At 64.7% G+C, this 23436-nt stretch carries 21 protein-coding genes; 13 read left to right on the forward strand and 8 right to left on the reverse strand.

The features are described from left to right. The first annotated feature begins 25 nt into the window (after nt 1-25). The 12 genes from PMI20_RS21010 to PMI20_RS21065 all read left to right on the forward strand — a co-directional run bounded on the left by PMI20_RS21010 (nt 26) and on the right by PMI20_RS21065 (nt 14586). Nucleotides 26-154: a hypothetical protein gene (locus PMI20_RS21010; RefSeq protein WP_007923470.1), complete on the forward strand. Its 129-nt coding sequence runs from the start codon at nt 26-28 to the stop codon at nt 152-154. After that, nucleotides 142-657, forward strand: coding sequence for a type VI secretion system baseplate subunit TssE (gene tssE / locus PMI20_RS21015; RefSeq protein ID WP_007923472.1), 516 nt, complete (start codon nt 142-144; stop codon nt 655-657). The genes PMI20_RS21010 and tssE overlap by 13 nt, the downstream gene beginning before the upstream one ends. Then, entirely contained in the window at nt 654-2513 is a 1860-nt protein-coding gene (tssF, locus tag PMI20_RS21020) for a type VI secretion system baseplate subunit TssF (RefSeq protein ID WP_007923474.1), read from the forward strand. Before tssE ends, tssF begins: the two co-directional genes overlap by 4 nt. Beyond that, on the forward strand, nt 2495-3529 hold the full coding sequence (gene tssG / locus PMI20_RS21025) for a type VI secretion system baseplate subunit TssG (protein WP_502945111.1): 1035 nt from the start codon (nt 2495-2497) through the stop codon (nt 3527-3529). The genes tssF and tssG overlap by 19 nt, the downstream gene beginning before the upstream one ends. Then, nucleotides 3522-6245 (forward strand): type VI secretion system ATPase TssH, encoded by a 2724-nt coding sequence (gene tssH / locus PMI20_RS21030; protein WP_007930358.1) that lies wholly within the window; start codon nt 3522-3524, stop codon nt 6243-6245. The genes tssG and tssH overlap by 8 nt, the downstream gene beginning before the upstream one ends. A 30-nt stretch (nt 6246-6275) precedes the next feature. After that, nucleotides 6276-8501, forward strand: a complete 2226-nt coding sequence (locus PMI20_RS21035; protein ID WP_007930359.1) for a type VI secretion system Vgr family protein — start codon at nt 6276-6278, stop codon at nt 8499-8501. A 130-nt stretch (nt 8502-8631) separates the two neighbouring features. Next, complete coding sequence (locus tag PMI20_RS21040; protein ID WP_007930364.1) at nt 8632-9078, forward strand: DUF6484 domain-containing protein; 447 nt, start codon at nt 8632-8634, stop codon at nt 9076-9078. A gap of 15 nt (nt 9079-9093) precedes the next feature. Further along, on the forward strand, nt 9094-10206 hold the full coding sequence (locus PMI20_RS21045) for a DUF2169 family type VI secretion system accessory protein (RefSeq protein ID WP_007930377.1): 1113 nt from the start codon (nt 9094-9096) through the stop codon (nt 10204-10206). Continuing rightward, complete coding sequence (locus tag PMI20_RS21050; RefSeq protein WP_085985113.1) at nt 10203-11243, forward strand: 3-oxoacyl-ACP synthase; 1041 nt, start codon at nt 10203-10205, stop codon at nt 11241-11243. Before PMI20_RS21045 ends, PMI20_RS21050 begins: the two co-directional genes overlap by 4 nt. Continuing rightward, a complete protein-coding gene (locus tag PMI20_RS21055; RefSeq protein WP_007930386.1) occupies nt 11243-12250 on the forward strand; it encodes a PAAR-like domain-containing protein in 1008 nt (335 codons plus the stop codon). Before PMI20_RS21050 ends, PMI20_RS21055 begins: the two co-directional genes overlap by 1 nt. Before the next feature lie 103 nt (nt 12251-12353). Then, complete coding sequence (locus PMI20_RS21060; protein ID WP_007930387.1) at nt 12354-13268, forward strand: hypothetical protein; 915 nt, start codon at nt 12354-12356, stop codon at nt 13266-13268. Nucleotides 13269-13329: 61 nt separating this feature from the next. Further along, nucleotides 13330-14586, forward strand: coding sequence for a TIGR02270 family protein (locus PMI20_RS21065; RefSeq protein WP_007930388.1), 1257 nt, complete (start codon nt 13330-13332; stop codon nt 14584-14586). A 74-nt stretch (nt 14587-14660) separates the two neighbouring features. On the opposite strand, the gene PMI20_RS21070 is transcribed toward PMI20_RS21065, so the two are convergent. The 6 genes from PMI20_RS21070 to PMI20_RS21095 form a co-directional block, all read right to left on the reverse strand. Then, a complete protein-coding gene (locus PMI20_RS21070) occupies nt 14661-15566 on the reverse strand; it encodes a LysR family transcriptional regulator (RefSeq protein WP_007930389.1) in 906 nt (301 codons plus the stop codon). 833 nt (nt 15567-16399) lie between these two features. Continuing rightward, nucleotides 16400-17026 (reverse strand): isochorismate family cysteine hydrolase YcaC, encoded by a 627-nt coding sequence (ycaC, locus tag PMI20_RS21075; RefSeq protein WP_007924341.1) that lies wholly within the window; start codon nt 17024-17026, stop codon nt 16400-16402. Nucleotides 17027-17094: 68 nt separating this feature from the next. After that, complete coding sequence (locus tag PMI20_RS21080; RefSeq protein WP_037034354.1) at nt 17095-18933, reverse strand: amidohydrolase; 1839 nt, start codon at nt 18931-18933, stop codon at nt 17095-17097. Between the two features lie 118 nt (nt 18934-19051). Then, nucleotides 19052-19681: an antibiotic biosynthesis monooxygenase gene (locus PMI20_RS21085; protein ID WP_007924351.1), complete on the reverse strand. Its 630-nt coding sequence runs from the start codon at nt 19679-19681 to the stop codon at nt 19052-19054. Continuing rightward, complete coding sequence (locus tag PMI20_RS21090; protein WP_007924357.1) at nt 19674-20090, reverse strand: DoxX family protein; 417 nt, start codon at nt 20088-20090, stop codon at nt 19674-19676. Before PMI20_RS21090 ends, PMI20_RS21085 begins: the two co-directional genes overlap by 8 nt. A 126-nt stretch (nt 20091-20216) precedes the next feature. Further along, nucleotides 20217-21140: a LysR family transcriptional regulator gene (locus PMI20_RS21095; protein WP_007924360.1), complete on the reverse strand. Its 924-nt coding sequence runs from the start codon at nt 21138-21140 to the stop codon at nt 20217-20219. A gap of 320 nt (nt 21141-21460) precedes the next feature. On the opposite strand from PMI20_RS21095, the gene PMI20_RS21100 reads away from it, so the two are divergent. After that, nucleotides 21461-21886, forward strand: a complete 426-nt coding sequence (locus tag PMI20_RS21100) for a helix-turn-helix domain-containing protein (RefSeq protein WP_007924361.1) — start codon at nt 21461-21463, stop codon at nt 21884-21886. 94 nt (nt 21887-21980) lie between these two features. Here the strand turns inward: PMI20_RS21100 and PMI20_RS21105 are convergent, their stop codons facing one another. Then, nucleotides 21981-22805, reverse strand: coding sequence for an alpha/beta fold hydrolase (locus PMI20_RS21105; protein WP_007924364.1), 825 nt, complete (start codon nt 22803-22805; stop codon nt 21981-21983). A gap of 33 nt (nt 22806-22838) precedes the next feature. Next, entirely contained in the window at nt 22839-23414 is a 576-nt protein-coding gene (locus PMI20_RS21110; RefSeq protein ID WP_007924366.1) for a flavodoxin family protein, read from the reverse strand. Nucleotides 23415-23436: the final 22 nt, after the last annotated feature.

Raw genomic sequence — 23436 nt, forward strand, 5'->3', positions numbered from 1 at the left:
GAAGCCTGCGAACCAGGAGATGGCGATGAACGCCGAGGAGCCGGTGCACGCCGTCGGCCAGCGCCCGTTGACCACCGACAACGGCGAAACCGGGCTGTTCGAACGGCACAGCCTCAGCTTCACCGACAGGGATAACCGAAGATGGCCGAGCTGACCCTGCAAGAACGCCTGCAACCCTCGTTGCTCGATCGCCTGACCGACGACGACCCGCACAACCCGAAAGAAGCTGCCGAGCGCCGCGTCATGTCGATGTCCCAACTGAAAGCTTGTGTGCTGCGCGATCTGGCCTGGCTGTTCAACACCTGCGTGCTGTTCGATCCGGAGCAGGCCGCGCAGATGCCGGCGGGCAACTCGGTGCTGAATTTCGGCCTGCCGCCCCTGGCCGGACATACCGCCTCGAGTGTCGATGTACAGGCCATCGAAGCCTTGTTCAGCGACACCATCGCCGCCTTTGAGCCGCGCATCCTCAAAGGCTCGTTGAAGGTTCGCGCGCAACTCGACGGCAATGACATGAGTCACAACGCCCTGAGCTTCGAGATCGAGGGCGATCTGTGGGCCGAGCCGGTGCCCCTGCGCTTGCTGCTCAGCACCGCCCTCGACCTGGAAACCGGACACGTCAAGGTGACGCCGGCCGAGCCCGTCAGGAGACGCCGATGAACCCGCGCATGCTCGAGTATTACAACCAGGAGCTGCAGCATATCCGCGAGAGCGCCGCCGAGTTCGCCCAGGAGTTCCCCAAGATTGCCAGCCGCCTGACCCTGTCCGACATCGAGTGCGCCGACCCCTATGTCGAGCGTCTGCTGGAGGGCTTCGCCTACCTGAGCGCACGGGTCCACCTGAAGCTGGACGCCGAATACCCGACCTTTACCCACAATCTGCTGGAAGTCGCCTACCCCCATTACCTGGCGCCAACGCCTTCGGTGGTGGTGGTCCAACTGGTCGCCGACCCCAACGAGGGCTCGCTGACCAGCGGCTTCACGGTCGAACGCCACGCCGCCCTGCGCGGCCAGCTGGGCCATGGCGAGCAGACCGCCTGCGAATACCGTAGCGCCCATGCCGTGACGCTGTGGCCATTGCAGGTCAGCCATGCCGAATACTTCGGCAACCCGGCCGCGACCCTCGGCCGACTGGCCGCCAGCGAACCCAAGGCCAAGGCCGGGTTGCGCCTGCGCCTGCGCTGCGGCGCCGGGTTGCCGTTCAACGCCCTGGCGCTGGACAGCCTGCCGCTCTACCTCAACGGCGCCGACGAGCAACCTTTCCGTCTGTACGAGCAACTGCTCGGCAACGCCTGCGCGGTGTTTATCAAGAGCATCGATGGCGACTGGGCCGAGCGCTTGCCTCTGGAAAGCCTCAAGGCGCGCGGCTTCGACGATCGGGACGCGGTGCTGCCGGTGGTGCCCCGGGCCTTCCAGGGGTATCGCCTGCTGCAGGAATATTTCGCCCTGCCCAATCGTTTTTTGTTCGTCGACTTCACCGGGCTGAGCGCCGGTGTGCAGCGCTGCACCAGCCAGGAACTGGAGCTGGTGGTGCTGTTCGATCGACTCGACAGTACCCTGGAAGGCACGGTGTCGGCGACCCAGTTCGTGCCCTTCTGCACCCCGGCGGTGAACCTGTTTGCACGCCGCACCGATCGCATTCACCTGAGCGAGCGGGTGCATGAGCACCAGGTGATCGCCGACCGCACCCGGCCGCTGGATTTCGAGATCCATTCCCTGACCCAGGTCACCGGCCATGGCAGCGGCCCCGAGCAGCCGTTCCAGCCGTTCTACGCGATCCGCGATCCGCTGCGTTATGGCCGCGAGCAGGCCTACTACATCGTCCGCCGTGAGCCGCGCCGCTTGTCCAGCCAGCAACGGCGGCGCGGGCCACGCTCGACCTATATCGGCAGCGAAACCTTCGTCTCGCTGGTGGATGTCAACCAGGCGCCCTATCGCCACGACTTGCGCCAGCTCGGTCTCAGCGCCCTGTGCACCAACCGCGACCTGCCGCTGCTGATGCCGGTGGGTACCGGCAAAAGCGATTTCACCCTGGAAGACAGCGCCCCGGTGCTGGCCGTGCGCTGCCTGGCCGGACCAAGCCGGCCGCGGCCGAGCCGCGCGCACGATGCCAGCGCCTGGCGGCTGATCAGCCAGCTGTCGCTGAACTACCTGTCGCTGAGCGAACAGGGCCAGGGGGCCGCGGCGCTGCGCGAACTGCTGCGCCTGTACGGCGACCCCGGCGATGCGGCGCTGCAGTTGCAAATCGAGGGCCTGCGCCAGGTGCGCAGCACGCCCTGCACCCGCCGGTTGCCGATGCCGGGACCGATCGTGTTTGGCCGTGGCCTGGAGATCAGCCTGGAGTTCGACGAAAACGCCTTCCGCGGCACCGGCGTGTACCTGCTGGGCGCGGTGTTCGAGCGTTTCCTGGCCCGTTACGTGTCGATCAACAGCTTCACCGAAACCGTACTGCGCACCACCGAGCGCGGCGAAATCATGCGATGGCAGGCGCACCCCGGATGTCGACCGAACCTCTGAAACCGCTGCACAGCATCGAGCGGATGGCCGACGAGCCCTGGGCCTACGACTTCTTCCAGGCGCTACGGCGCATCGAGTGCGAGGCCAGCGACCGGCCGCGCATCGGCCATTCCCTGCGCTTGCACGACGACCCGCTGCGCCTGGGGCAGAAACCCGACTGCGGCTTCGCCCCCTCGACCCTGGCCAGCATCGAGGCCGACCCCGAGGGCGCCGCGCCGCGCATCGAGCAGTTGTTCTTCGGCCTCACCGGGCCCAACGGCCCGCTGCCGCTGCACCTGACCGAATACGCCCGCGATCGCCAGCGCAACAGCGGCGACGCCAGCTTCACGCGCTTTCTCGACGTGTTCAATCACCGCTTGTTGTGCCTGTTCTACCGCGCCTGGGCCGAGGCGCGGCCGACCGTCAGCCATGACCGCCCCGACCATGACTATTGGTCGATGCGCCTGGCCGCGCTGTCCGGACGGGGCATGACCAGCCTGCTCGGCCAGGGCCCGATCGCCGACTCGGCGCGCTACCACTTCACCGGCCACCTGGCGGCGCAAACCCGCTACCCGGACGGCTTGCGCGCGATCCTGGAAGACTACTTCGGCGTGCCGGTGAGCATCGAGGAATACGTCGGCCAGTGGCTGGAGCTGCCGCAGCGCAGCCAGCTGGGCGTGGCGCTCTGCTCGCTCGGCAGCGACCTGAGCCTGGGCACCCACGTCTGGGATCGCCAGCATAAATTCCGCATCCGCCTGGGGCCTTTGAGCCTGGAGCAATACCGCCGCCTGCTGCCCGGCCAGGAAAGCTTCGGCGAACTGGCCGCCTGGGTCGCCGAGTACCAGGGCGAGGAGCTGGATTGGGAAGTCAATCTGCTGCTGCAGCACCAGGAAGTGCCGCGCATCGATCTCGACGGCCAGACCCGCCTGGGCTTCGACACCTGGCTCGGCAGCCCGTCGACGGATGCCGGCGACCTGCTGCTGGCCCGCGAATACGCCAGCCATACCACCCCCTCAAGGAGCAGCAATCATGAGTGAGATCAGCCGCGCCGCGCTGTTCGGCAAGTTGAACAGCCCGGCCTACAAGGCCATCGAAGCCGCCACCGTGTTCTGCAAACTGCGCGGCAACCCCTATGTGGAACTGGTGCATTGGCTGCATCAGCTCCTGCAATTGCAGGACTCTGACCTGCACCGCCTGGTCCGCCAGTTCAGCCTCGACCCGGCGCGCCTGTCCAGGGATATCACCGACGCCCTGGACCGCCTGCCGCGCGGCTCGACCTCGATCACCGACTTGTCCTTGCAGGTCGAGGAAGCCGCGGAGCGCGGCTGGGTCTATGGCAGTTTGCTGTTCGGCGAGAGCCAGGTGCGCAGCGCCTACCTGGTCGTCGGCATGCTCAAGACACCGAGCCTGCGCCACGCCCTCTCGGCCATCTCCCGCGAGTTCGAGAAGATCAAGGTGGAGCACCTGATCGAGCGCTTCGACGAGTACCTTGGCGACTCGCCGGAAAATGGCCTGGCCGCCAGCGACGGTTTCAACGCTAGCGCCGCGCCGGGCGAAGCGAGCGGTGCCCTGGCGCCCAGCGCGCTGGGCAAGCAGGAGGCGCTCAAGCGCTTTACCGTAGACCTCACCGAACAGGCCCGCAGCGGCAAGCTCGACCCCATAGTCGGGCGCGATGAGGAGATTCGCCAACTGGTCGACATCCTCATGCGCCGCCGGCAGAACAACCCCATCCTCACCGGCGAAGCCGGGGTCGGCAAGACCGCGGTGGTCGAGGGCTTCGCCCTGCGCATCGTCGCCGGCGACGTGCCGCCGAGCCTCAAGGACGTCGAACTGCGCACCCTGGACGTCGGCCTGCTGCAAGCCGGTGCGAGCATGAAGGGCGAGTTCGAACAGCGCCTGCGCCAGGTCATCGAGGATGTGCAGGCCTCGCCCAGGCCGATCATTCTGTTTATCGACGAGGCCCATACCCTGGTCGGCGCCGGCGGCGCGGCCGGTACCGGCGATGCCGCCAACCTGCTCAAGCCGGCCCTGGCCCGTGGCACCCTGCGCACCGTGGCGGCAACCACCTGGGCCGAATACAAAAAGCACATCGAGAAGGACCCGGCCCTGACCCGGCGCTTCCAGGTGGTGCAGGTCGACGAGCCGTCCGAGGCCAAGGCGATCCTGATGATGCGCGGCGTCGCCTCGACCATGGAGCAGCACCACAAGGTGCAGATCCTCGACGAGGCGCTGGAGGCCTCGGTCAAGCTGTCGCACCGTTATATTCCGGCCCGGCAGCTGCCGGACAAATCGGTGAGCCTGCTCGACACCGCCTGCGCGCGGGTCGCCATCAGCCTGCATGCGGTACCGGCGCAAGTGGACGACAGCCGCCGACGCATCGAGGCGCTGAGCACCGAGCAGGCGATCATCGGCCGCGAGCAGGCCATTGGCATCGCCATCGGCACTCGCCAGCAGGAGGTCGAGGCGGCCCTCGCCGAGGAGCGCCAACGCCTGGCGACCCTGGAAGGTCGCTGGAGCGAAGAGAAAGCCCTGGTCGATGAACTGCTGGCGACCCGCGCCACCCTGCGCGCCGCCGCCGAACCGCTGGACGACAGCGGTAGCGAGGCCGATACGCCATCGCCACAGCTGGCTGAAGCCGAACGCACGGCATTGCGCGACAAGCTCGGCGACCTGCAGAGCCGCCTCGCCACCTTGCAGGGCGAAAACCCGTTGATCCTGCCCACCGTGGATTACCAGGCGGTGGCCGCGGTGGTCGCCGACTGGACCGGCATCCCGGTCGGGCGCATGGCGCGCAACGAAATCGACACCGTGCTCAGGCTCGACGAGCACATGAAAAAACGCATCATCGGCCAGGACCATGCCCTGGCGATGATCGCCAAGCGCATCCAGACCTCTCGCGCCGGGCTGGACAACCCCAGCAAACCGATTGGCGTGTTCCTCCTCGCCGGCACCTCGGGCGTGGGCAAGACCGAAACCGCCCTGGCCCTGGCCGAGGCCCTGTACGGCGGCGAGCAGAACATCATCACCATCAACATGAGCGAGTTCCAGGAGGCGCACACCGTCTCCACCCTCAAGGGCGCCCCGCCCGGCTATGTCGGTTACGGCGAAGGCGGCGTGCTGACCGAGGCGGTGCGGCGCAAACCCTACAGCGTGGTGTTGCTGGACGAGGTGGAAAAGGCCCACCCGGACGTGCACGAAATCTTCTTCCAGGTGTTCGACAAGGGGGTGATGGAGGATGGCGAAGGCCGCCTGATCGACTTCAAGAACTGCCTGATCCTGCTCACCACCAATGCCGGCACCGAGATGATCGCCAGCCTGTGCCGCGACCCGCAACGGCTGCCCGATCCCGATGCCATCGCCAAGGCGCTGCGCGAGCCGTTGCTCCAGGTATTCCCGCCGGCCCTGCTCGGGCGCCTGGTGACCGTCCCCTACTACCCGCTGAGCGACGAGATGCTCAAGGCCATCACCCGCCTGCAACTGGAACGGATCAAGCGGCGCGTGGAAAGCGGGCACAAGGTGCCCTTCGCCTACGACGACAGCGTGGTCGACCTGATCGTCTCGCGCTGCACCGAGATCGAGAGCGGCGGACGGATGATCGACGCTATCCTGACCAACACCCTGTTGCCGGATATGAGCCGGGAGTTTCTCACCCGCATGCTCGAGGGCAAGCCGCTGGCGGGCGTGCGCATCAGCCAACGGGACAATGCGCTGCATTACGCATTCGACCCGCATGTTGGCGAGACGACCGACTGACGCCCGAACGCGAGCCGGAGGAAGCCGTTTATGGCAATCACGCAAAGCACCCGCCTGGTGCAGGTCGACAGCCCCCTCGGTGGCGAGGTCCTGCTGCTGCAGGGCATGGAAGGCAGCGAGGAGCTGGGGCGGTTGTTCCATTACGAACTGGACCTCACGTCCGAAGATCGGGCGATCAAGTTCGACCAGTTGCTGGGCAAGCCGATGGGCCTGACCCTGGAGCTGCACGGCGGCGGCAAACGCTACTTCCATGGCATTGCCTGCGGCTGCCGGCAACTGACCGGCCACGGCCAGTTCGCCGGTTATCGGGTCAGCCTGCGGCCCTGGTTCTGGCTGCTCACGCGCACCTCGGACTGCCGGATTTTCCAGAACAAGACGGTGCCGGACATCATCAAGCAAGTGTTCCGCGACCTCGGCTTCTCCGATTTCGAAGACAACCTGAGCGGCAGTTACCGCGAGTGGGAATACTGCGTGCAATACCGCGAAACCAGCTTCGACTTCATCAGCCGGCTGATGGAGCAGGAAGGCATCTACTACTACTTCCGCCATGAGAAAGCGCGTCACGTGTTGGTGCTGGCCGACGCCTACGGCGCCCACTCGACGGTGGCCGACTACGCCTCGGTGCCCTTCTACCCGCCCGACCAGCAGATGCGCGAGCGCGACCACTTCTACGACTGGCAACTGGCGCGGGAAGTCCAGCCGGGCTCGCTGGCGTTGAACGACTACGACTTCCAGCGCCCCGGCGCCAGCCTCGAAGTGCGCTCCAGCGTGTCGCGCAGCCACAGCAACGGCGACCATCCGCTCTACGACTACCCAGGCGAATACGTCCAGAGCAAGGATGGCGAGCATTACGCACGCACCCGTATCCAGGCCATTCACAGCCAGTTCGAGCGCGTGCAGTTGCGCGGTCGTGCGCGAGGCCTGGGCTGCGGGCATCTGTTCAAGCTGACCGGCTACGAGCGCGCCGACCAGAATCGCGAATACCTGGTGGTGGTCGCCCGCTATCAGATCCGCCAGGAGCTTTATGAAAGCGGGCAACTGGACCTGGCCGAGCAGTTCACCAGCGAACTGGACTGCATGGATGCCAGCCAGGCCTTCCGCCCCCTGCCCCTGACGCCCCTGCCGATTGTCCGCGGGCCGCAGACCGCCAGGGTGGTAGGCCCCGCTGGCGAGGAGATCTGGACCGACCAGTATGGCCGGGTCAAGGTGCATTTCTATTGGGATCGCCACGACCAGTCCAACGAAAACAGCTCCTGCTGGATGCGCGTGTCACAGGCCTGGGCCGGCAAGAACTGGGGGTCGGTGCAGATCCCGCGGATCGGCCAGGAAGTGATAGTCGGTTTCCTCGAAGGCGACCCGGATCGCCCGATCATCACTGGCCGGGTCTATAACGCCGAACAGACCGTGCCCTACGAACTGCCGGCCAATGCCACCCAGAGCGGGGTGAAAAGCCGCTCGAGCAAGGAGGGCTCGCCCGCCAACTTCAATGAAATCCGCATGGAGGACAAGAAAGGCGCGGAGCAGTTGTTCATCCACGCCGAGAAGAACCAGGACATCGAGGTCGAGAACGACGAGACCCACTGGGTCGGCCACGACCGCAGCAAGACCATCGACAACGACGAAACCGTGCACGTCAAACACGACCGCACCGAAACCGTCGATAACAACGAAACCATCACCATAGGCGTCGATCGCAAGGAAAAGGTCGGCAATAACGAGACCATCTCCATCGGGGTGAACCGTACCGAGGATGTCGGCAGCGACGAGAAAATCACCATCGGCGCCAATCGCACCGAGAAGGTGGGCAACAACGAGACCATCACCATCGGCGCGGACCGCACGGAAAAGGTCGGTGCCAACGAAACCATCAGCATCGTCAGCAACCGCACCGAGGACGTGGGCGGCAACGAGACCATCGACATCACCGGCAACCGCAATGAAACGGTCAAGGGCAACGAAGGTATCGAGATCAACGGCAACCAGAACACCCAGATCGGCCAGAACGAATCCCGCGACGTATCCCAGAACCGCACCACCAACATCCAGCAGAACGACAGCCTGGACGTCGGCAAGAACTTCTCCCTCACCGCCGGCGACTCCATCACCCTGACCACAGGCGCGGCCAGCATCACCATGAAGAAGGACGGCACCATCATGATTCGCGGCAAGGACATCACCATCGACGGCTCCGGCGCCATCAACATCAAGGCCAACAGGAACGTGGTGGTCAAGGGCCAGAAGATCCTGCAGAACTAGGGTCTGTACGAAAAGTCGGCGAGCGAAGGTCAGGCAAGCCTGTTTTTAACGCAGCATGGCCCGCGTAGCGCCGAAGGCGCCCAGCGCACAGCCACTTTTCGTACAGAGCCAGCACAGTGGAGGTATGTATATGACGGTTCAACACCCGCTACCCATACAGGCCCGCATCGATGCAGTGGTCATCGGCACCCTGCTCGAGCTGCCGCACGCCAGTGCGCCCAGGGTCGTTTACCCGGGTTGCCCGGATGGCAGCGGCGTCGTTGCCCGTTGCACCGCGCGGCTTGGCCCCGCGGATATCGGCGGCCAGGTCGCGCTGATGTTCGAAGGCGGCGACCCGGCTTGCCCATTGGTGATCGGCCTCTTGCTCGGCACGGATGCCCCGCCCGAGCCCGTCGCCAGCGTGCGGCTGGACGAGCAGTGCCTGGAACTGAGCGCCGAACGCGAGATCGTGCTGCGTTGCGGCAAGGCCAGCATCACCCTGACCCGCGCGGGCAAAGTGATCATCCAGGGCGCCTACCTGTCCAGCCGCTCCAGCGGGGTCAACCGCATCAAGGGCGGTTCGGTGCAGATCAACTAGACAGGTATCCGGCCTATGGAACTGCTCAACGCCAGCCAACTGCTTGCGGCCTATACCCAGGGCCTGGCGCCCGATGGCCGCGAATCCCTGGTGGTGGTGGCCAAGGGCACATTCAACCTGCCTCTGGACGGCCGCGCGGCCACCCTCGCCGACACCCAGCAACCGCTGCTGATGGCCGACACTTTTCTCGGTGAGCCCGGCCTCAGCGCGCCGCTGCAGGAAATGGACTTCGCCCCGGTCAAGCCATGCTGCGATGTGCTGGTGCGCGGCAAGGCCTACGCCCCAGGCGGGCGGCCCGTGACGCAACTGACCGCGGGCATTCGCGTCGGGCGGATGAGCAAGGCCTTTTCCGTCCTCGGTCCACGGCAATGGCAATCGGGGCTGTTGGGCGTTGCTCCCGGCTTGCCGCAGCCGTTTACCGAGCAGGACATCTCCTACGCCCGGGCGTTTGGCGGCAGCCATCCGATCGCCAACGACCCCCAATTACGCCACTGCTACCTGGACAATCCGACCGGTTGCGGCTGGTACCCGCGCAGCGCCGACAGTGCCGACATCGTCGGCATGCCGATGCCAAGCACCGAGGAGTTGGGCAAACCGATCGACAGTCCCTCTGGCAACTTCCGCCCCATGGCCCTCGGCCCCCTTGGCCGTGGCTGGCCACAACGCGCCCGCTTCGCCGGCACCTACGACGAGGCCTGGCTGGCCGACTGCTTTCCGTTTCTGCCGGCGGATTTCGACCACCACTACTTTCAGGCGGCCCCTGAGGATCAGCAAACCCACTACCTGCGCGGTGGCGAGGATGTGCTGTTGCTCAACCTCACGCCCCAGGAGCGCGCGGGCTTTCGCATTCCCCAGATGGAAGTGCCGGTGACCTTCTTTCTGAAGAAAGGCGGTCACGAGACTGTGCAAGCGGTGATCGACACCCTGCTGATCGATACCGACACGCAACGCGTCGAGATCACCTGGCGCACCCGCCGCCCGCTCAAACGCAACCTGTTCGAAATCGCCCAGGTGCTGGTGGGCAGCATGTCCACGGGCTGGTGGCGCGCCCGCGAACTGGGCAAGGATTACTACCCGTCGCTGTCGGCCCTGGTGAAAGCCAAACGCACGCCCGAGGAGACGCCCTGATGACCGCGCTGTGCATCATCGGCTCCGGCATGGTCAGCGCCGTAGGCCTTAGCGCCCCCGCGAGCTGCGCGGCGATCCGTTGCGCTATCGATAACTTTCAGGAAACCCGCTTTATCGACCAGGGCGGCGAATGGCTGATCGCTGCCAGCGTGCCCCTGGAACAGCCCTGGCGCGGGCGCAGCAAGCTGATCAAGATGGCGGCGCGGGCCATCGCCGAGGCGCTGCAGGGCACGCCGGGCGTCGACCCGGAGCAAACCCCGCTGCTGCTCGGGGTGGCGGAGGCCGACCGCCCCGGCCGTCTCGACGGCCTGGACCTCAGCCTGCTGCACGACATTGAACATGAGTTGGGCGTGCGTTTTCATGGCAGCTCCAATGTCATTCCCCGTGGTCGGGTCAGCGGCGCGGTCGCCCTGCTCAATGCGCGCAAACTGATTTACCAGCAAGGCCATCGCCACGTGCTGATCGCTGGCGTCGACTCCTTCCTCAGCGGAGCGACCCTGGCGGCTTTCGAAGAGCGCGAACGCCTGCTCACCAGCCAGAACTCCAACGGTTTTATCCCCGGCGAAGGTGCCGCCGCCGTGCTGGTCAACGCCCCGACCGCCAGCGAAGCACCGCAGCTGGCCTGCATCGGCCTGGGGTTCGGCGTGGAAAAAGCCACGGTGGAGGCCGAAGACCTTCCGCTGCGCGCCGACGGCCTGACCCAGGCCGTGCGCGCGGCCCTGAGCGAAGCCGGCTGCGGGTTGGAGCAGATGGACTACCGCCTGACCGATATCTCCGGCGAGCAGTACTACTTCAAGGAAGCCTCCCTGGCCCTGAGCCGCACCCTGCGGGTGCGCAAGGAATTCTTCCACCTCTGGCACCCCGCCGACTGCATCGGCGAAACCGGCGCCGCCATCGGCCCGGCGATGCTCGCCGTGGCCCTGGCCGCCAGCCGCAAGGGCTATGGCGAAGGCCCGAATATCTTCTGCCACCTCGGCAACGACGCCGGCCAACGCGCCGCCGCGCTGCTCAGTTATCAGACTGTGAGGGCCGCCTGATGGGCAACGAGGTGTATGCCAACAATATGGAAGTTTCCTGCAAGGCGGCGGATGGGAAATCCATCGCCTGTTTCCCCGATGTCTGCTTTACCCCGCCCCAGGCGCCGCCGACTCCGACAGGGGTGCCCATTCCCTACCCCAATACGGGTATGGCGAAGGACACCACCAATGGCACGCGTACAGTAAAAATTACCGGAAAAGAGGTGATGCTTAAGGACAAGAGTTACTTCAAGACCAGTTACGGCGACGAGGCCGGATGCGCGCCGAAAAAGGGGGTGATCACCAGCAAAATCAAGGGAAAAGTGTACTTCACCGCTTGGTCGATGAATGTGAAGTTCGAGGGCGAAAACGTGGTCCGTAATCTCGACCTGACCACCCATAACCACGGCTCGACCTCGAACACCGGGCCTTGGCCCTACTCAGACGCGATAGCCATGGATAAGGCCAGACACCCCTGCCGCGGGATGGCTAAACAGATTAAAAGCGACTGCACGGGCGCCACCGACTACAGCGCCAAATGCTGCAAGGCGCGCAAATGCTTGGTCATGCCGAAGGAGCCGAACCGCTGTTGCAATGGTTCCGACGGAAAACAAATGACGGGGCATCACCTCTTACCCTCCAAAGAGTTCGTGGCTCACGAAGGCCGTGGAGCGCCGGATGCCGCAACCAATTACGTTTCCAACAAAGCGCCCTGTCTGTGCGTGGAAGGAACCAGCCACTCAAAACGCACGGAACACGGCCAGGTTGGCTGTAACTACACCGTTGAGCGAAACAATTGGCTGAACGACCCTGCCAATCAAAACAAAACCTACACCTTGGCTGTGGGCTGCGCTGTGGGAGCCAAATCAGCGGTGGGCAAAGTGAAAGTGCCACGCGGAGCAGAAGGGTGTGATGAGAAGTGTTTGAAAAAACAATTGGATACAGGCCACGCCAAGATGAGTTTGACCGTAGGTCCCAACGACCCGCTGCCGCGAGCCAAACAGCCACGCCGACCGATGCGAACCTGATGCTCGGAACCTGTTTCGGCTCTCGCGAGGCAAGGATAAAAGCGCAGAAGGATCGCCAAACCGCAGCAACTTTGAGACAGATTCTTAATAAAGGAAGCCGCCCATGAATGACATTTCAGACTCCGAATTCATCCAAGATGCCTTTATCCAGGAAGGCGTAAGCCCCACACCCGATGTTTTCATCCTCGCTTGCACTGTTGGCGATGACTATGACGACCCCAAGAACCGAGTAGGCGTTAAGAAGGGTGACCTCTGGCTCGACTTTTCCTTGGCCGGCGAAGCGATATTGTCGATCGATGCGAGCGCCGACGGCCTCGCCTATGTATTAGGGGAGAACGGCACCATTGTCCGTTTCAATTGGAAGCACCCTGCAACCAAGGATGAGTTGGGCGCGTCCCGAACGCTGTTTCCAAACCTGCCGGTATACGACAAAGGACCGTTACGGCGGATACGCATCATTGGCAGCGATGTGATCTGCGCAGGCTCAGTCGGGCAAGTTTACTGGTTGAACAATGAGAAAATCGAAGCACTACCGCCCCTCAGAGTCGAGGGCAATTACGTCACCATCGAAGACATCGCCGGCACCAGCAGAAACGATTTCGTTGCCGTCACATCCGACGGCTATGCCGCACACTTCAACGGCAAACGCTGGGCAACGCTGGATATTCCGACCAATACCGACCTAACCAGCATCTGCCCCCTTGCAGGCCAGAGCTATGCAATTTCAGGTGGCGATGGCGTGGTTCTGATTGGCTCGGGCGACCAGTGGCAAGTCCTCAACCATGACGATGAAGAACGACACTATTGGGGTATAGCGTCCCATGCCGGTTCTATTTACGCGGCTCATCTTGCGGGGATTGACAAAGTATCGGGGGAAGACCTCATCGCGCTGAAAATACCGAACAGCAAGAAGCTGCAATTCACCGTTCTGCGCAGCAGCGACTGGGGCGTTTGGTCATTTGCCGAGCGCACTGTTGGGCTCATTCAGAACGATCGATGGCAAACAGTCATGAGTTAATGCTTCGACTACTGCCCCAATTCTGCTCATCTTACTCAAGCCTCAGAGGCTGACCGATCATATGTTTATCGCTCAGGTTATAGACCAACATGCCGAAGAAGCCGCCTTCCTCGCCGGCCTGCGCGACTATGCCGTGCGAGCGCCCCACTATGACCTCAAGCACTTGACCACCCTGGACAACCGCATCGAAGCCCATCTGGATGGTCTGCGCATAGCGGGTTTACCCGGACTGGAGGCCTTGTCGCAGCAACTGAGCCCCAACGCACGGGGCGAGGTATTTGCCGCCACGGTGCTGTCCTTCGAAACAAACAATGCGACAGCCATGGGCATCCTGGTCGAGCATGTACGCCTGCATACGGGCAGCGAGCGCTTTATGGCTGCGGCCTTGGGTTGGCTCGACTGGGAGCGGGTATCGCCCTGGATCGAGCGCATGCTCGCCTCCCCCGAGCCCCTGTTCCGCCGCCTGGGCCTGGCCGCCTGCGGTATGCACCGCCACGATCCCGGCTCCGCCCTGCTGGCCGGACTGTCCCATGCCGACCCCGGCGTGCTGGCGCGGGCCGCCCGTACTGCCGGCGAGCTGCGCCGTCGTGACCTGATGTCGGCGATTCGTGCCCACCGCCAGCATCAGGAGGCAGCCCCACGCTTCTGGGCCAACTGGGCCACCGCGCAGATGGGCGATGAAGAAGCTTTGGAGCCGCTGCGCCAGTTCGCCGAGCAAGCGGGCGAATTCCAGTACCGCGCGCTCTGCGTATGGCTGGCCTGGCAAAAGCGCGAGTACAGCATCGCCTGGATCCGCCAGTTGATGCAGAACCCCGAGCAGCGGCGCATCGGCATCCAGGCCGTCGGGCTGCTGGGCGACCCGGTCAGTGTGCCCTGGCTGATCCAGCAGATGGGCGACCTGCCTCATGCCCGTGTCGCAGGCGAGGCCTTCAGCCTGATGACTGGCGCCGACCTGGCGCTGCTCGATCTGGAATTGCAGGAGCTGCCGGACTTCGATGCCGGGCCGAACGACGACCCTGAGGATGCCAATGTCGTCATGGACCCCGATGAGAACCTGCCCTGGCCCGACCCACCGTTGATCGCCGCCTGGTGGCAAGCCCATGCAGGCGATTTCCAGGCGGGCGTGGGTTATGTGCTGGGGCTGCGACAGAGCGAAAGCAGTTATCGGCAAGCGCTTGTCCGGGGCCAGCAACGCCAGCGTATCGCCGCGGCCTGCGGCATCGCTCGCTTGCGGCCGACCGAAGTGCTGTTCCCCACCAGCGCACCCGCCTGGCGGCAAAAGGCATTGTTGGGAGAGCCGGCGGGGTTCGGGCGCTGAGCCGGCAACCGCCCCGGATGGCACCGGGCTACACCGGACAGCCCCCGCCAACGCCAGCGCATTCTCCCCACGCCTTATCGCGCGACCGAAGCCACGCCGCGATTCAGCTGTTCGCGCAGGAACTCGATAAACACCTGCACCGGTCTCGAACCCTGGCGGTGCTGCGGGTAGACCGCTGACAAGGCCAGGGGCGCGGGCTCGAAGCCGTCCAGCACCGACACCAACAGCCCGTCCTTGAGCGCGGCCTCGACGATGAAGGTCGGCAGGTAGGTAATGCCCATGCCGGCGATGGCCGCGTCCTTGAGCAATTCGCCGTTGTTGACCCGCATCCTGCCGGTGACGTTGACCAGCAAGGGCTTATTGCCCTGCCCTTCGAAACGCCACTGCACCTGGCGGCCGTGGCCGTAAGGCAGGCAATCGTGGCCCTGCAGTTCCTCGGGCTTGAGCGGGGTGCCGCGCTCGGCCAGGTACGCCGGGCTGGCGCAATACACCCGCTGGATCGAGGCGATGCGCCGGGCGATCAGCGTCGAGTCTTCCAGCACGCCGATGCGCAAGGCCAGGTCGTAGCCCTCGCCGAGCAGGTCCACCGGCCGGTCGCTGAGATCGACCTCGACCGCGACATCGCGATAACGCCGCAGGAACAGCGGCAACAGCTCCCCCAGATGGGCCATGGCGAACGACAGCGGCGCGCTCAGGCGAATGGTGCCCCGGGGTTCGACGGTCTGGCCGGCGATGCCCTGCTCCACCTGTTCGACTTCGCTGAGCAGGCGCAGGGCCGACTCGTAGTAGCTCTGGCCCAGAGGCGTCACGTCCAGGCGCCGGGTCGAGCGATTGAGCAGGCGCACACCCAGGCGCTCTTCCAGCTGCATCAGGCGCCGGCTGACGAACTGCTTGGACAGGCCCAGCTGATCCGCCGCCGCGGTGAAGCTGCCGGCATCCATGACCTGGCAAAAAATACGCATGTCTTCGAACGGGTTCATTGTCACTCTCTGGTTGACAGCTGAACGCTTTATAGCGGCTTTCTGGCTTTCCGGCACCTCATTCCACCTGGAAAACCACATCGCCTGGTTTTACGACGGCTGGGCCGCCGATCGCAGCCTGCGGCAGCGGCTACAAGGACCGCGATGCCTGTGTAGCCGCTGCCGAACTTGCGAGGCTGCGAACGGCAACGCAGTTGCCGCAAAACCTGAGTCCGCGATCTGCCTGGAAAACCACATCACCTGGTTTGACGACGGCTGCGCCGCCGATCGCAGCCTGCGGCAGCGGCTACAGGGACCGCGATACCTGTGTAGCCCTGCCGAGCTTGCGAGGCTGCGAACGGCAACGCAGTTGCCGCAAAACCTGAGTCCGCGATCTGCCTGGAAAACCAGCTCGCCTGGTTTGACGACGGCTGCGCCGCCGATCGCAGCCTGCGGCAGCGGCTACAGGGACCGCGATACCTGTGTAGCCGCTGCCGAACTTGCGAGGCTGCGAACGGCAACGCAGTTGCCGCAAAACCTGAGTCCGCGATCTGCCTGGAAAACCAGCTCGCCTGATTTGACGACGGCTGCGCCGCCGATCGCAGCCTGCGGCAGCGGCTACAGGGACCGCGATGCCTGTGTAGCCCTGCCGAGCTTGCGAGGCTGCGAACGGTAACGCAGTTGCCGCAAAACCCGAGTCCGCGATCTGCTGGAAAACCACATCACCTGGTTTGACGACGGCTGCGCCGCCGATCGCAGGCTACGCCAGCGGCTACAGGGATCGCGGTGTCCGCGAGGCAAAAAAATGCCCGCACAATGGCGGGCATTCATTCGTGCCAGCGGTAGCGCAAGGTTTACTTGGCAGTGAACGCCGAGTAGCTGTTCATCAGGTTGCGATAGTTCGGGATACGCTGCGACAGCAGGTTGGCCAGGCCTTCCATGTCGTTGCGCCAGTCGCGCTGCAACTCGCACGCCACGGAGAACCAGTTGACCAGCTGTGCGCCGGCGGCGGCCATGCGGGCCCAGGCAGCCTGCTGCACCACCTCGTTGAAGGTACCGGAAGCGTCGGTCACGACGAACACGTCAAAACCTTCTTCCAGTGCACACAGGGTCGGGAACGCCACGCAGACGTCGGTCACCACGCCAGCGATGATCAGTTGCTTGCGGCCGGTGGCCTTGATCGCCTTGACGAAGTCTTCGTTGTCCCAAGCATTGATCTGGCCTGGGCGAGCGATGTAGGGCGCATCCGGGAACATCTGTTTCAGCTCGGGCACCAGCGGGCCGTTCGGGCCGGATTCGAAGCTGGTGGTGAGGATGGTCGGCAGCTTGAAGAACTTGGCGCAGTCGGCCAGGGCCAGCACGTTGTTCTTGAACTCGTTTGGCGAGAAATCCTGGACCAGCGAGATCAGGCCGGTCTGGTGATCGACCAGCAGGACAACGGCGTCATTAATGTCCAGACGTTTGTAGGGTACGTTGCTCATGTGAAACTCCTAGGTGGATGGATGTCGCTATGGGTGCCGGCCACTGCGGCCGGCACTGTTGTTGATCGTCAGAAGGCAAAGCACGAGCAGCCGAAGGCGCCCCAGAAACCCTGGAAGTCACTGACCGGCACATTCGACAGGCGCGCCCGCTCGTGGCTGTGGGCATGCACCGCGCACGGGCCGCTGCACTGGTGCACCTGGGCCACCAGCGGCGAGGTCGGACGCCAGTGCCCCGGCACCTTGACCACCGGCGACCAGTCCGGCAGCACCGGCACCATCGGTGGCGAGAGCTTGGAGAAGTCGCCGGCGGCGTACACCACCTTGCCGTCGACCACGGTCAGCACCGACTCGATCCACTTGATGGCCTCTTCCTCGATGCTGAAGAAGTCCGCGGACAGGGCCGCCAGGTCCGCCAGCTGGCCGACTTTGATCTGGCCCTTCTTGCCCTGCTCCGAGGAGAACCAGGCGCTGCCATGGGTGAACAGTTCCAGCGCGGTCTGCCGCGGCAGGCCTTCGGCATGCAGCTCCATGCCGCCCACGGTCTTGCCGCTGACCATCCAGTACAGGGACGTCCAGGGGTTGTAGCTGGAGACCCGGGTGGCATCGGTGCCGGCGCCCACCGGCACACCTTCGGCCAGCATGCGTTTGATCGGCGGGGTCTGTTCGGCGGCCTTGGCGCCGTAGCGATCGACGAAGTATTCGCCCTGGAACGCCATGCGGTCCTGGATCGCGATGCCGCCGCCGAGGGCACGAACCCGCTCGATGTTTTTCGGCGTGATGGTTTCAGCGTGGTCGAAGAACCACGGCAGGCCATTGAACGGAATGTCGCGGTTGACCTTCTCGAACACGTCGAGCATGCGCGAGATCGATTCGTCGTAGGTGGCGTGCAGGCGGAACGGCCAGCGCTGTTCCACCAGATGGCGCACCACCGGTTCCAGTTCCTGCTCCATGGTCTGCGGCAGGTCCGGACGCGGTTCGAGGAAGTCCTCGAAGTCGGCGGCGGAGAACACCAGCATTTCCCCGGCGCCGTTATGGCGCAGGAAGTCGTCGCCCTGGTGCAGCTTGACGCTGCCGGTCCAGTTCTTGAAGTCGGTGAGTTCTTCCTTGGGCTTCTGGGTGAACAGGTTGTAGGCAATGCGCACCGTCAACTGCTGCTCACGGGCCAGTTGCTCGATCACCGCGTAGTCGTCCGGGTAGTTCTGGAAACCGCCGCCGGCATCGATGGCGCTGGTCAGGCCGAGGCGATTGAGTTCACGCATGAACTGGCGGGTCGAGTTGACCTGGTATTCCAGCGGCAGCTTCGGCCCCTTGGCCAGGGTCGAATAGAGAATCATCGCGTTCGGCCGCGCCACCAGCATGCCGGTGGGCTCGCCGTTGCTGTCGCGCACGATCTCGCCACCCGGCGGGTTCGGCGTGTTGCGGGTGTAGCCGGCGACCCGCAAGGCTGCGCGGTTGAGCAAGGCGCGGTCGTACAGGTGCAGGACGAACACCGGGGTGTCCGGCGCCGCCTGGTTGAGCTCTTCCAGGGTCGGCATGCGTTTTTCGGCGAACTGGAACTCGTTCCAGCCGCCCACCACCCGCACCCACTGCGGGGTTGGCGTGCGGTCGGCCTGGTCCTTGAGCATGCGCAGGGCGTCGGCCAGCGACGGCACGCCTTCCCAGCGCAGCTCCAGGTTGTAGTTCAGGCCACCGCGGATCAGGTGCAGGTGCGAGTCGTTGAGGCCGGGGATCACCGTGCGGCCCTTGAGGTCGATGACCTGGGTGGCGCTGCCGCGCAGGGCCATGGCCTCGGCATCGGTGCCCACCGCGACGAAGCGCCCCTGGCTGATGGCGACCGCGCTGGCGCGGGGCTTCCCGCGGTCGACGGTGTGGAATTGACCATTGAACAGAATCAGATCGGCGTTCATCGGATGTCCTTCTGAATGGGAAGAGGCAAGGGACAGGCGCGGCCAGAAAGCCGCCGCGGCGCTGAGCAAGGACCCGGCTGCGAGCAAGTGGCGGCGCAGCGGATCGGTCGGGTCATCGTTATTGGCCATGGCCGGGCTCCAGGTGTCGATCGGCGGCAGAGGCTTGCAACCAGGGGACGAACAGCCGGGTCGCCAGGGGCATGAACAGATAGACCACCGAGAGCACGATGGTCAGGGTGATCAGGAAAGTGGCGACCACGTAATTGCCAAGCCAGGCATTCAGTTGCAGCACAGGCCCCCAGATCAGCGGCACCAGCAGGGTGTGCGGCAGAATTACCAGCATAGTCAACAGCGCCTGCTTCCAGCGTGGCGGTGGCGAAGCGGCGTCGGTCTGGATAGAAAACCAGAACTCATGGACCGGGTGGACTTCGGTCTGGTCGCCGTCGGCCAGCATCGGCGCGGCTTCGTCCACCAGCGTCCGGCGTTGCGGCGAGTCGAGCCAGCGCTGCATCGCCTCGGTGGAGCAAAAGCGCAGCACGCAGGTGAACAGGTCGAGGCCGCCGCTCTTGCCGCGAATCACGTCCACGCCCAGGTGCCCCTCGTATTGCCCGGCCACCCCGACAATGCGCCGCAACCAGGCTTCATAGGGCGCTTCCAGGCCAGCCTTGACCCGGTGCTTGACGATCAGCGTCACGACCTCATCGGAGTCCGGCCGCGCAGTGGCTTCGAGGCGATTGGAATCAGACATGACGCAAGGCTCCGGCGAAACGATCATTGAGGGCCAGCCGTCCCGGGCCAGCGATAAAAATGCTGCTGAACAGGATCAACAACAGCCAGGCGAACTGGCCTTCGGCCAGGCTCCACTGCGGATGCACCACCACCAGCGCCACCAGCAGCACCGCGAGGATCGGCAGGCACGCCAGGCGCACCGCCACCCCGGCGACAATCAGCAACGGGCACAGCACCTCGGCGAAAATCGCCAGCATCAGCGTCAGGTTGGCGCCCAGCCGGAACGGGTCTTCGATGCGTTGCAGTTGCGCGCTGTAGTCGAGCAGTTTCGGCAGGCCGTGCACCCACAGCAGAAACAGCCCGGCGCTGACCCGCAAAAACAACAGCCCGAGATCCCGGGCTCGTTCATCCCATGGTGAAGCGTTCATTGGCGCACTCGCACAATTTGAAAGATCCCCGGCATCGCCGCCGAGATTGCATGGTGCCGCTGCGCGGTCGGGAAAAATTGAATGTATGTGCTCTCTTGCCGCAGGGTCCGGAGCGACCGCCCGCGCCTAGGCGCCGTGGATCTTCAAGGGCTCGGACATGAACTGGGCGATCCGCGAGCGCAACCAGCGCTCGGCCGGATCGTTGTCATGCACCCCGCTCCAGGCCATGGACAGCTGCGCCGCCTCGATGGCGAACGGCGGGTCCTCGGCGCGCAAGGCGCAGCCTTCGACCAGGGCACAGGCCGCGTAGTCAGGCACGGTGGCGATCATCTCGGTGCCGGCGAGCAAGGCCCGCAGACCGCTGAACTGCGGCACCCCCAACACCACCCGGCGGCTGCGCCCGACCTTGGCCAGGTCGAGGTCGATATTGCCGCTCAGGTCGCCGGAGAACGACACCATGGCGTGGGGCCGCCGGCAGTATTCATCGAGGGTCAAGGGTTCGGGCCGGTTGTCGCCGCGCAGCACCTTGCAGCCGATGTCCCGCAGCTTCTTGCGCTTGGCATTGGCCGGCAACTCGGTGGTGTAGCTGACCCCGACCGAGATCTCGCCGGAGGCCAGCAAGGCCGGCATCAACAGATAGTTGGCCCGGCGCACCACCACGACTATGCCCGGGGCCTCCTCGCGCAACCGGCTCAACAACGGCGGAAACAGACCGAACTCGGCATCGTCCGACAGTCCGATGCGGAACAGGTCGCAGCTGGTCGCCGGGTCGAACTCCTTGGCTCGGCTGACCGCGCCCGAGATCGCATCCATCGCCGGTTGCAGCTCCTTGAGGATCACCAGCGCCCGGGCCGTCGGCTCCATGCCGCGACCGTTGCGCAACAGCAGCGGATCGTCGAACAGGTCGCGCAGGCGGCCCAGCGCGGCGCTCACCGCGGGTTGGCCCATGAACAGTTTTTCGGCGACCCGGGTCAGGTTCTTTTCGAACATCAGGGCCTCGAAAATCACCAGCAGGTTCATGTCGATGCGGCGCAGATCGTTACGGTTCATCGGTGCAGTTCCATTGTCTTGTCAGCCCTGTACGAACTATCCAGCGGTAGGCCGCCCCGGCTTGCGGCTTGCGGCTTGCGGCTTGCGGCTTGCGGCTTGCGGGAGCATGCACGCCTGTCCCACGGAAAAATTGCAGCCATGTGCTCAGTTGCCGCGAATACGTGACCTGCGACTGAGCGGAATTAACAACGTTTAACTCGCAAGCCCACCGCCCCGCCACCAAGAATGAAGCCCTCTGCGCAGACCTGTTTTCTAAATCGGGAAGCGCCCGGCTCACCCCGCGGTGCGCCGGCGCATGCCCACCGACACGGAATTTCGTCATGGCCCACGCTCAGCACAACGCCGTCAGGGCGTCCGTCCCGCAACCCCGAAAAACCACCCCTGGCGGCCTTTCTCCCTGGCGCGAAAGCCTGGTCAAGCAAATGATCCTCGACGGCCTGAGCGACACCCTGGAAGTCACCGAACTCGCCCGCGCCTGCGCCCTGTCCCGCAGCCATTTCTCCCGCGCCTTCAAGTGCAGCACCGGCCTGTCGCCCCAGGAATGGATTCGCTGCCAGCGCATCGCCCGGGCCAAGCAACTGATCCGCAACACCAACCTGACCCTGACGCAGATCAGCCTGGAATGCGGCTTCTGCGACCAGGCGCATTTCTGCCACATCTTCACCCACAGCGAAGGCATCAATCCGTTCGCCTGGCGGTGCCGGGTCCTGCGCGCCCGCCCCTGCCTCAACCAGGCGAACGCATAAGGCCGCGGCACGCTCGAGGGCCGACAATAAAAAACGCCGGGGGGCAAAACCTCCCGGCGTTTTTTTATGGATCAGGCGCAGGTCGCCGAACCACTCAGGCCTCGATGAACGCCAGCAGGTCGGCGTTGAGCTGGTCCTTGTGGGTGTCGGTCAGGCCATGGGGCGCGCCGGGGTAGACCAGCAGCTTCGCATCCTTGACCAGCCTGGCCGAGGCGATACCGGCGGCTTCGATCGGCACGATCTGGTCGGCGTCGCCGTGCACCACCAGGGTCGGCACGTCGAACTTCTTCAGGTCTTCGGTGAAGTCGGTTTCGGAGAAGGCCTTGATGCAGTCATAAGCGTTCTTGTGGCCCGCCGTCATGCCCTGCATCCAGAACCAGTCGATCATGCCCTGGGACGGCTTGGCGCCAGGCTGGTTGAAACCGAAGAACGGCCCGCTGGCGACGTCCTTGTACAGCTGCGAACGGTCGGCCAGGGACGCTTCGCGCAGGCCGTCGAAGACCTCGATCGGCAGGCCGCCGGGGTTGGCCGCGGTCCTGAGCATCAGCGGCGGCACCGCGGAAATCAGCCCGGCCTTGGCGACCCGCGCCGTGCCGTGGCGACCGATGTAGCGCGCCACTTCGCCACCGCCGGTGGAGAAGCCGAACAGCACCGCGTCTTGCAGGTCCAGGTGTTCGAGCAACTGCGCCAGGTCGTCGGCGTAGGTGTCCATCTCGTTGCCCGACCAGGGCTGGCTGGAACGGCCATGCCCGCGGCGGTCATGGGCGATGACCCGGTAGCCCCTGGATGCCAGGAAGATCATCTGCGCCTCCCAGCTGTCGGCATTCAGCGGCCAGCCATGGCTGAAGACGATGGGTTGGCCGCTGCCCCAGTCCTTGTAATAGATCTCGGTACCGTCGCGGGTGGTGAATGTGCTCATGGCGTTTTTGCTCCTTCAGGGGGGGTGGGTGACTCAAATCGATGAATGGCCCAGGCGCTCGGCCAGGCGCGCCACCCGCTCGCCCAGGTGCGCGGCGGTGCGGCGGTCTTCCAGGGGCGGCGCGTGTTCGGGGGACTGTTCGACATTCGACTGGGCCATGGCGCCCAGGGAACTGCCGAGGCGATTCAACTGGCCATCGAATACCCCGCGGCTGGAGCGCGCCGGCAGCAGGTCGAGGCCGACCCAGATCATCGAGTGCTGGGCCGCGAAGACCGCCATCTGCACTAGGGTGTTGAGCTTGTCGCCACACAGGCAACCGGAATTGGTGAAGCCGGCGGCGAGCTTGTCGCGCCAGGGCTGGGCCAGGTAGAACGCCGCGGTGGCCTCCATGAACCCCTTGAACGGCACCGAGGCGCTGCCCATGTAGGTCGGCGCGCCGAAGATGATGGCGTCGGCCTGGTGCAGGCACTCCCACTGCTCGTGCACCGCCTCCACCGGAATCAGCCGGCAGGCGCTGCCCAGGTGACTCTCCACCCCCTGGGCCACGGCTTCGGCCATGACCCGGGTATGGCCATAGCCACTGTGATAGACCACCACCACCTTGCTCATTCCGGCATCCTCCAGAGGTGTT

Source organism: Pseudomonas sp. GM17 (genome assembly GCF_000282175.2).
Taxonomy (GTDB): Bacteria; Pseudomonadota; Gammaproteobacteria; order Pseudomonadales; family Pseudomonadaceae; genus Aquipseudomonas; species Aquipseudomonas chlororaphis.